This window comes from Streptomyces durbertensis (assembly GCF_014156695.1).
In the GTDB taxonomy this organism is placed as follows: domain Bacteria; phylum Actinomycetota; class Actinomycetes; order Streptomycetales; family Streptomycetaceae; genus Streptomyces; species Streptomyces durbertensis.
In genome coordinates this window covers 1-7655 of the sequence record NZ_WMLF01000255.1, presented here as the reverse complement: position 1 = coordinate 7655, position 7655 = coordinate 1, and the positions used below count along the sequence as shown (strand labels likewise).

Annotated in this window: 5 protein-coding genes; all 5 read right to left on the bottom strand. The window is 73.4% G+C overall.

Translation table 11 applies throughout. The annotated features are described in order from the left end of the window. A partial coding sequence (gene murD / locus GL263_RS17040; protein ID WP_182856581.1) for a UDP-N-acetylmuramoyl-L-alanine--D-glutamate ligase occupies positions 1–1416 on the bottom strand: 1416 nt, incomplete at its 3' end. A gap of 62 nt (positions 1417–1478) precedes the next feature. Further along, positions 1479–2537 (bottom strand): phospho-N-acetylmuramoyl-pentapeptide-transferase, encoded by a 1059-nt coding sequence (mraY, locus tag GL263_RS17035; RefSeq protein ID WP_182856578.1) that lies wholly within the window; start codon positions 2535–2537, stop codon positions 1479–1481. Continuing rightward, positions 2534–3964 (bottom strand): UDP-N-acetylmuramoyl-tripeptide--D-alanyl-D-alanine ligase, encoded by a 1431-nt coding sequence (locus GL263_RS17030; protein WP_182856577.1) that lies wholly within the window; start codon positions 3962–3964, stop codon positions 2534–2536. The genes mraY and GL263_RS17030 overlap by 4 nt, the downstream gene beginning before the upstream one ends. After that, positions 3961–5694 (bottom strand): UDP-N-acetylmuramoyl-L-alanyl-D-glutamate--2,6-diaminopimelate ligase, encoded by a 1734-nt coding sequence (locus GL263_RS17025; protein WP_438947971.1) that lies wholly within the window; start codon positions 5692–5694, stop codon positions 3961–3963. Before GL263_RS17025 ends, GL263_RS17030 begins: the two co-directional genes overlap by 4 nt. A gap of 30 nt (positions 5695–5724) precedes the next feature. Further along, positions 5725–7655, bottom strand: a 1931-nt coding sequence (locus GL263_RS17020) for a peptidoglycan D,D-transpeptidase FtsI family protein (RefSeq protein WP_228456573.1), incomplete at its 5' end; no start/stop codon positions are given.

Below are 7655 nucleotides of genomic sequence, written 5' to 3'. Positions count from 1 at the left end.
CTCCCGTACCGCGGTGGCGAAGGCGTCGCCGCGCTGGCCGTAGTTGGTGAACATGTCCATCGAGGCACAGGCCGGTGCCAGCAGCACCGTATCCCCGGGCCGGGCCAGGCGGCTCGCCTCGTGCACCACCGCCGACATCGCCTCAGTGTCGGTCCGGTCGAGGTCGGTGACCGGTACATCGGGGGCGTGTCGGGCCAGCGCCTCCCGGATGAGGTGGCGGTCGGCACCCATCAGGACCACGCCGCGCAGCCGTCCGGCCGCACCCTTGACGAGTTCGTCGAAGGTGGCGCCCTTGGCGAGGCCGCCGGCGATCCACACGACCGACTCGTAGGCCGCGAGGGACGCCTGCGCGGCATGGGTGTTGGTCGCCTTGGAGTCGTTGACGTACGCCACGCCGTCCACGTCCGCGACGTGCGCGATGCGGTGCTCGTCGGGGCGGAAGGCGCGCAGCCCCTCGCGTACCGCCTCCGCCGGTACGCCGTAGGCGCGGGCGAGCGCGGCGGCGGCGAGCGCGTTGGCGACGTTGTGCGGGGCGACGTGGCCCGAGGAGGGCGCGAGGTCGCCGACGTCGGCGAGTTCCTGGGCCTGGCGCTGCCGGTCCTCGACGAAGGCCCGGTCGACGAGCAGCCCGTCGACCACGCCGAACTCCGAGGGGCGGGGGCTGGCCAGGGTGAAGCCGATCGCCCGGCAGCCCTCGGCGACGTCGGCGGCCCGTACCAGGTGCTCGGTGGCCGGGTCGGCGGCGTTGTAGACGCAGGCGACCTGGTTGCCCTCGTAGATCCGGCCCTTGTCGGCGGCGTAGGCGGCCATCGAGCCGTGCCAGTCGAGGTGGTCGGGGGCGATGTTGAGGACGGCCGCCGAGTGCGGCCGCACCGAGGGCGCCCAGTGCAGCTGGTAGCTGGACAGCTCGACGGCGAGCACGTCGTACGGCTCGGCGGAGAGCACGACGTCCAGGATGGGCGTGCCGATGTTGCCGACGGCGGCGGTGCGCAGCCCGGCGGCGGCCAGGATCTCGGCGAGCATCCGCACGGTGGTGGTCTTGCCGTTGGTGCCGGTGACGGCGAGCCAGGGCGCGGGCTCGGCGGTGCGCAGCCCGCGCAGCCGCCAGGCCAGTTCGACGTCGCCCCAGACCTCGACGCCGGCGTCGGCGGCGGCCTGGAACAGCGGGGAGGACGGCGGCCAGCCGGGCGAGGTGACCACAAGCTCCGTGCCCTCGGGCAGGCTCTCGCCGTCGCCGAGGCGGACGGCGACGCCCTCCTCGGCGAGCGCCGCCGCGCGTTCCCGCTGGGCCTGTCCGTGGCCGCCGTCCACGACGGTGACCCGGGCGCCCAGTGAGGCCAGGACGCGGGCGGCGCTGACGCCGCTCACGCCGAGGCCGGCCACCACGACCGCCCGGCCGTCGAACTCCGCACCCACGTCGGCCGCGGGCTTCGCGTCCGCCGGCTGGGTCTCCGCCGGCTGTCCGGCCGCGTGCCCGGTCACTTCTGCGCCGCCCAGGCCGCGTAGAAGATGCCGACGCCGACGATGGCGCACATGCCCTGGATGATCCAGAAGCGGACCACCACCAGGACCTCGCTCCAGCCCTTGAGTTCGAAGTGGTGCTGGAGCGGCGCCATCTTGAAGACCCGCTTGCCGGTGAGCCGGAAGGAGCCGACCTGGATGACCACCGAGAGGGTGATGAGCACGAACAGGCCGCCGAGGATGGCCAGCAGCAGCTCGGTGCGGGAGAGGATGGCCAGGCCGGCGAGCGCGCCGCCGAGGGCGAGCGAGCCGGTGTCCCCCATGAAGATCTTGGCGGGTGAGGTGTTCCACCACAGGAAGCCGAAGCAGGCGCCCATGAGCGCGGCCGCCACCACGGCGAGGTCCAGTGGGTCGCGGACCTCGAAGCAGCTGGGGCTGCCGGTGATCGCGCAGGAGTCCTGGTACTGCCAGACGCCGATGAAGGTGTAGGCGCCGAAGACCATCACCGAGGCGCCGGTGGCCAGGCCGTCCAGTCCGTCGGTGAGGTTCACGCCGTTGGACATCGCCAGGATCATGAACAGCGCCCAGATGACAAAGAGCACCGGGCCCAGGTGCCAGCCGAAGTCCTGGGTGAAGGACAGCCGGTCCGAGGCGGGCGCGTTGCCGCGCAGGTCCTCGAAGTTCAGGGCGAGCACCGCGAAGGCGATGCCGACGATGAGCTGTCCGAGCATCTTGGCCTTGGCCCGCAGGCCCAGGCTGCGCTGCTTGACGATCTTGATGTAGTCGTCGAGGAAGCCGACCAGGCCCATACCGGCCATCAGGAACAGCACGAGCAGACCGGAGATGGTCGGCTCGCTGCCGGTGATGACCTTGGTCAGCGCGTAGGCGACCAGGGTCGCCATGATGAAGGCGATACCGCCCATCGTCGGCGTGCCGCGCTTGCTGTGGTGGTCGCGCGGCCCGTCGTCCCTGATGTACTGCCCGTAGCCCTTGCGGGCGAGCAGCTTGATCAGCAGCGGGGTGCCGACCAGGGTCAGGAAGAGCCCGATGACTCCGGAGAAGAGGATCTGCCTCATCGACCGGCGACCTCGCCCTCCGCGTCGACGAGCAGGGCCTGCGCGACCTGCTCGAGGCCCACCGAACGGGAAGCCTTCACCAGTACGACGTCCCCCGGTCGCAGTTCACTGCGCAACAGGTCGATAGCCGCCCGAGCGTCGGACACGTGCACCGACTCCTCACCCCACGAACCCTCGTTCTTGGCGCCCATGTCGAGCCATGCGGCCTCCCGGCCACCGACCGCCACGAGCTTGCTGACGTTGAGCCGGACGGCGAGCCGTCCGACCGCGTCGTGCTCCGTGAGCGCGGCCTCTCCGAGCTCCGCCATCTCACCGAGCACCGCCCACGTACGACGTCCGCCGCCCCTCGCGCCCCCTCCCGCGATGGCCACCAGCGCACGCAGGGCGGCCTTCATGGAGTCGGGGTTCGCGTTGTACGCGTCATTGACGACGGTGACGCCGTCGGCGCGCTCGGTGACCTCCATGCGCCACCGGGAGAGCGTGCCCGCGCTGGTGAGCGCCTGCGCGATCTGCGAGGCGGGCATGCCCAGTTCATGGGCAACGGCCGCCGCGGCAAGCGCGTTCGACACGTGGTGCTCACCGTACAGGCGCATGGTCACATCGCTGCACCCGGAGGGTGTGTGAAGCGTGAAGGAGGGTCTGCCGTCCTCGCCCAGCCGGACGTCCTCGGCCCTGATGTCGGCGTCGGCGGACTCGCCGAACAGCACGACGCGGGCCTCGGTGCGCGCGGACATGGCGCGGACCAGGGGGTCGTCGGCGTTGAGCACGGCGACGCCGCCCTCGTCGGCGCTCGGCAGGCTTTCGACGAGTTCGCCCTTGGCCTCGGCGATCTGCTGCCGGCCGCCGAACTCTCCGAGGTGCGCGGTGCCGACGTTGAGCACGGCGCCGATGCGCGGCGGGGTGAGTTCGGCCAGGTAGCGGATGTGGCCCTTGCCGCGGGCGCCCATCTCCAGCACGAGGTGGCGGGTGTCGAGCCCGGCGCGCAGGGCGGTCAGCGGCAGCCCGATCTCGTTGTTGAGGGAGCCGGGCGGCCAGACCGTGGGGCCGAGTTCGCCGAGGAGCTGGGCGATGAGGTCCTTGGTGCTGGTCTTGCCGGCCGAGCCGGTGAGGGCGACGACGGCGGTGCCGAGCGCGGAGACGCTGTGCCGGGCGAGCGCGCCGAGCGCGCGGGTGACGTCGTCGACGAGGATCGCGGGGGCGTCGACCGGGTGGGTGGCCAGCACGGCGACCGCGCCGTCCGCCACCGCGCCGGCGGCGTAGTCGTGGCCGTCCACCCGTTCGCCGGCGTAGGCGGCGAACAGTCCGCCGGGCTCGACCTGCCGGGAGTCGATGACCACCGGGCCGGTCACCTTGACCTGGTCGTCCGGTATGTCGTGGGGCCGGCCGGAGACGATCTCGACGATCTCGGCGAGGCTGAGGGGGATCATCGGGCGTCGCGCTCCTCGTCTTCGCTGCGGGACGTGGCGTGGCCGGCGGCCAGGATCGCCTCGCGCAGCACCTCGCGGTCGTCGAACGGGCGGATCACGCCGGCGATGTCCTGCCCCTGCTCGTGGCCCTTGCCGGCGACGACAACGGTGTCGCCGGGCTCGGCGCGGGCGACCGCCGCGGCGATGGCCGCGGCCCGGTCCTCCTCCAGCAGCACCGTGCCGCGGTCGTGGCTGGGCACCTCGGCGGCGCCGGCGAGCATCGCGGCCAGGATCATCAGCGGGTCCTCCGAGCGCGGGTTGTCGGAGGTGAGGACGGCGGTGTCGGCGAGGCGTGCGAGGGCCGCGCCCATCGCGGTCCGCTTGTGCGGGTCGCGGTCGCCGCCGCAGCCGAGCACGGCGTGCACCCGGCCGGGGGTGACCTTGCGGACGGCGCGCAGCACGGACTCCACGGCGTCCGGCTTGTGCGCGTAGTCCACGACGGCCAGGTAGGGCTGGCCGGCGTCGACCCGCTCCAGCCGGCCGGGGACGCCGGGCACCGCGGCGATGCCGTCGGCGGCGGTCTGCGCGTCGACTCCGGCGACCACCAGGGCGACCAGCGCGGCCAGGGTGTTGGAGACGTTGAAGGTGCCGGACAGCGGGGCGGCGGCGCGCACCCGGGTGCCGTTCGGGCCGACGGCGGTGAACGTGGAGCCGAGCGGGCCGATCTCGACGTCCTCGGCCCGCCAGTGGGCGTCCGGGTGGCCCTCGGCGGAGAACGTGATCACCGGCACGCCGGCCTCAGTGACCAGCCGCTGGCCCCACTCGTCGTCGACGTTGACCACACCGACGCGGGAGCGTTCGGGGGTGAACAGCGCCGCCTTCGCCCGGAAGTAGTCGTCCATGTCCGGGTGGAAGTCGAGGTGTTCGGGGCTGAGGTTGTTGAAGACCGCCACGTCGAAGACGCAGCCGTCGACCCGGCCGAGCACCAGGGCGTGGCTGGAGACCTCCATGGCGACGGAGGTGACGCCGTTCTCCCGCATCACCGCGAAGAGGGCCTGGAGGTCGGTCGCCTCGGGGGTGGTGCGTTCGGACTTCACCCGGCGGTCGCCGACCCGGGACTCGACCGTGCCGATGAGGCCGGTCAGCTCGCCCTCCTTGGCGGCGGCGCGCAGCCCGCCCTCCACGAGGTAGGCGGTGGTGGTCTTGCCGGAGGTGCCGGTGATGCCGATCTGGAGCAGGTCGCGGCCCGGTTCGCCGTAGATCTCGGCGGCGAGGCGGCCCATGCGGCCGCGCGGGTCGTCCACGGTGAGGACGGGCAGCCCGGTGGCCAGCGCGCGTTCGACGCCGGCCGGGTCGGTCAGCACGGCGACGGCGCCGAGCGAGGCGGCCTGCGTGGCGAAGTCCACGCCGTGGAAGCGGGCGCCGGGGAGCGCCGCGTACACGTCGCCCGGGCGGACCGCGCGGGAGTCGTGGGTGATCCCCGTGACGGTGACGTCCTCGGCACCGGCGTCGGTCGCCCGGCGGGGCCGGACGTCCAGGGAGGCGGCGAGTTCGGCCAGCGGTACGGGGCGCAGCCCGGTGGGGCGGAGCGCGAGGGCTTCCGGTTTACCGGCCGGCTCGGTCTCGGATGGGGTCAGATCAGCTTGTGGCACGGCGGTGAGGTTACCGGGCCCGGCGTCCGTCGGGCCACGTGAGGGGCGTGGCTGCCGGGGGCCGCCGCCGGGGTCCACTGCGTCGGTGATCGTGTGCACGTGCGGTTCTCTCTCACTCGCGGGTGGCGCTCATTCGCCCGGTTCGAAGGTGGTGGGCAGCCCGGCCGGCTTGTCGCCGGAGGGCGCGGCGCGCAGTGACTTCAGCGCGAAGGTCATGACCTTGTGGAAGACGGGGCCGCACACCGAGCTGCCGTAGTAGCTGCCGCGCTTGGGGTTCTGCACCGCGCAGTACACGGTGACGCGGGGCTTGTCGGCGGGTGCGAAGCCGGCGAAGGAGGCGGTGTAGCCGCGGTAGCGGCCGGTCTGCGGGTCGACACGGTTGGAGGTTCCGGTCTTGCCCGCGACGCGGTAGCCGGGGATGGCGGCCGCCTTGCCGGTGCCCTGCTCGTCGTGGACGACGGCCTCCAGCATCCGGGAGAGCGTGGTGGCGGTCTCCTCGGAGACGACCCGGCTGCGCTTCGGCTCGGGCGCGGGGGTGTAGCGCCCGTCGGGCCCGGTGGTGCCCTTCACCAGGGTGGGGGCGATCCGGACGCCGCCGCCGGCGATGGTGGAGTACACGGAGGTCGCCTGGAGGGCGTTCACGGAGACGCCCTGGCCGAAGGGGATCGTGTACTGCTGGGCGGCGTTCCAGTCCTCCGGTTTGGCGAGGATGCCGGAGGTCTCGCCGGGGAAGCCGAGGCCGGTCTTCCTGCCGACGCCGAAGGCCCGCAGGTAGCGGTGGAGTACCCGGTTGGCCTCCCGCTGGCGGTCGCCGAGGCGTTCGGCGGCGAGGATCGTGCCGATGTTGCTGGACTTGGCGAGCACCCCGGTGAGCGTGAGGTGGTAGGTGGGGTGGTCGTGGTCGTCGGCGAAGGCGCGGCCGGCGCGGCCGAGCCGGTTGGGCACGATGACCTTGGTCGCCGGGACCGCCTTGCCCTCCTCCAGGACGGCCGCCATGGTCATCAGCTTGGCGGTGGAGCCGGGCTCGAAGGCGTCCTGGAGGGCGGGGTTGCCGAGCGCCGTGCTGCTGGCCCTGGCGAGGTCGCCGGGGTCGTAGCCGGGCGCGTTGGCCATGGCCAGCACCTCGCCGGTGGCGACGTCCTGCACGATGACGTAGCCCCGGTCGGCCTTGGACTTGCGGACCTGCTCGGACACCGCCTGCTGGGCGGCCCACTGGATGTCCCGGTCGATGGTCAGCTCGACGGAGGTGCCCGGGGTGGCGGGCTGCTCCTCGGCTCCGGCGGTGGGCACCCGCCGGCCGGCGGACTGGGCGTAGGTGATCTTGCCGTCCTTGCCGGCGAGCTCCTTGTCGAGCTGGGCCTCCAGCCCGCCGCCGCCGCGGCCGTCGGAGGTGACGAAGCCGAGCACGCCGGCGGCCAGCTCCTTGTTGGGGTAGACGCGTTTGGCGCGGGGCTCGGCGTAGACGCCGCCGAGCACGTTGGCGCCCTCGCCGTCCCTCGCCTTCTGCGCCAGTGCCCGCCTGAGGTCCTGGATCTGCCGCCACACCTGCGGGGTCTGCTGCCTGGCCAGGACGACGTAGCGGGGTGCGGGCGGGTCGGTGAGCGCCTTGGTGAGCGCCTCGGGGTCGGCGCCGAGGATCGGGGCGAGCAGCGCGGCGGCCTGCGCGGGCGCGTCGGGCACCTCGGTCTGCTCCTCGGTGAAGAGGAACGGGTCCGCGGTGATGTCGTAGGCGTCGACGGTGGTGGCGAGTTCACGTCCGGCGCGGTCGGTGACGGTGCCGCGCTCGGCGGCGATCGGCACGGTCACGTAGCGGTTGACGTTGGCCTGCTGGGAGTAGCGCCCGGCGTCGACGGCCTGCACCTGGAGCAGCCGGACCACAAAGACGAGCAGGACGAGGGTGAGTCCGACGCTCAGGAAGCGCAGTCTGGCCCGGTGCTGTCCCAGCCGCAGCCGGGCCGGGCGGCGCGGCCGGCGGGGCGGGCCGGCGGACCGGCGGGGGGCGCCGGAACGGCGGCCCGATCCGGCGGCCGCACCGCCTCGTCGTGGGCCGGCCGGGCGCG